Here is a 2,197-nt window from a genome sequence, read left to right on the forward strand (position 1 = left end):
GATACCGACGGTGCGTCTGGCGAATTGATCGAAGGTGCCCGCGGGCGTGTCGAACTGGGTGCAGAATATAGCAGCCAGTCCAACTATCTGCTCAGCAGTTCGGTGTTCTATGACGGCATCGGGCAATCGGGCTTCAATTTCTGGGGTCTTACCCTCGAATTGGATGTGAGATTCTGATCACGCTCGATCAGGACAAAAAGCAGCGGTCGACCTGTCTGACGTCAGCGCCAATGGGACAGTTTAGGTCGATTTGATAAGAGAGGGTTTCTGGCCCATCGTAACCGCCAAGGAGTGGATCTATGGACGCCCCCTGCGCAAGGTGTTTTTTGTGATGATGTTGACGGCATTGGATGCGTGAATCTATCCGGCCTTTGATTGAAGCATCTTTGCTCCTGGCCTCGATGGGATCCGCTGGTTTCAGTGCCTTCCAAGATGACCGGCCTTTCCTGGCCACCACTCCTTACAGGCTGTGAATTGCGGCCCCTGCCGTTACACCATCGTCTCGTCACCTCGCATTCTTAGAGCGCCAGTACTTTCCGGGCTGCCCGCTACGCCGCTTTGTAGCCTTCTCCGCTCCGCAAAATCGCCCAGGCAATGCGTGCTGTCTTGTTGGCGATAGCCACGAGCGTTTTGTTGTGACCTGCGCGTGCCAGCAAGCCCTGCGCCCATCTCGCGCGTTGATCATCACGATTGGCGATCCTGATCAGGACGGACCGGGCGCCGTGGATGAGCTGGCGCCGCAGGTATTGGTTGCCTCGTTTGCCTATGCCACCAAGCCGGGGCTTGCCGCCCGTCGTATATTGTCTGGGAACCAAGCCTATCCATGCCGCGAGTGCCCGGCCAGACGAAAAGTGTCGACCGTCATCAACGGCAGCGATCAAGGCGGTGGCGATCACAGGCCCGACGCCGGGGAGGGTTGCAAGACGTTTGCACCGCTCATCGGTCCGGCAGATCGCGATTAGCTTACGGTCGAGCTCAGCGACGTGTTTGTCCAACGCTTCGAATTCGGCGATAAGTGCGTTGAAGTTTTCCGTTGCCAGCGCTGACAACTTGGCCTCAGCGACGGCGTTTCTGATATCCTTTCGGAACCGAAAGGCACCGACTGGAATGACAACGCCATACTCCCCCAGAAGGCCCCGAATGTGATTAATCAATCCGGTCCGTTGTGTGATGAGACGATCACGTGTTCGATGCAGCATCTGCAAATCCTGTTGCTCCGTCGTCTTCACTGGGACAAATCGCATAGTCGGGCGCAGTGCGGCCTCATAGATCGCCTCGGCATCAACAGCGTCGTTCTTGGAGCCTTTGACAAACGGCATTACGAACCGCGGATGAACGAGGCGCACGGCATAGCCTTGCGCCTCAAACTGTCTGCCCCAGTGATGAGCGCTGGCACAAGCCTCCATGGCGACTGTTTCCGGGGAATACTCCTGAACGGCAGCGGCGAGTTTTGATCTGGTCACCTTCTTCGAGATTACCTCGCCCTCATTGGTGATTCCGTGGATGTGAAACGACTGTTTGCCTAAATCAATCGCAAGTAACTGCATTCTGTGAACTCCTTCTGCTTGATACGTCTGCCGAAAACTATCGGCATCGGTGCAAGGGGCGTCCATTCCATAAGATGAGACAGAAACCCGGAACCAAGCAGAGCCACGGTGAGAAGGTCGTAAAGAACATTCGCCGTGCGACCCGCAAACAGTACTCCGCAGAAGAGAAGATCAGGATCGTGCTGGACGGCCTAAAAGGCGAGGACAGCATCGCAGAGCTGTGCCGTCGTGAGAGCATCGCGCAGAGCCTTTATTACAGCTGGTCCAAGGAATTCCTGGAAGCCGGCAAGAAACGTCTGGCAGGCGACACGGCCCGCGCGGCAACTTCCACCGAAGTGAAGGATCTGAGATGGGAAGCCCGTGATCTGAAGGAAGTGGTTGCCGAACAGGCTCTTGAACTGCGGTTGCTCAAAAAAAGCATGGTCGCGGATGGGGACGACGACGAATGAGTTATCCCGCATCCGAAAAACTGGAAGTCATCCGCCTCGTCGAAGGTTCGCATCTCCCGACCAAGCGCACTTTGGAGAAGCTGGGCATTCCGAAGACCACCTTCTATCGCTGGTACGACCGATATCTCGTCGGCGGCCCCGAGGCGCTTGAAGATCGTAGACCCACGCCGTCACGGGTCTGGAACCGCATTCCCACGCCAG

Annotated in this window: 1 protein-coding gene and 1 pseudogene; one reads left to right on the plus strand and one right to left on the minus strand. The window is 56.7% G+C overall.

The features are described 5' to 3' along the window. Positions 1-548 precede the first annotated feature (548 nt). Positions 549-1,547, minus strand: coding sequence for an IS110 family RNA-guided transposase (locus tag ACR0LL_RS21005; protein ID WP_170438367.1), 999 nt, complete (start codon positions 1,545-1,547; stop codon positions 549-551). Between the two features lie 74 nt (positions 1,548-1,621). Here ACR0LL_RS21005 and ACR0LL_RS21010 point away from each other — a divergent pair. Further along, positions 1,622-2,197, plus strand: a pseudogene (locus ACR0LL_RS21010) (transposase); the annotation flags it as partial.

The organism is Ruegeria sp. AI2, from assembly GCF_056541275.1.

Excerpts from the sequence above, each read along its gene's own strand:
- ACR0LL_RS21005 (WP_170438367.1), bottom strand. The coding sequence starts at position 1,547 with ATGCAGTTACTTGCGATTGATTTAGGCAAACAGTCGTTTCACATCCAC.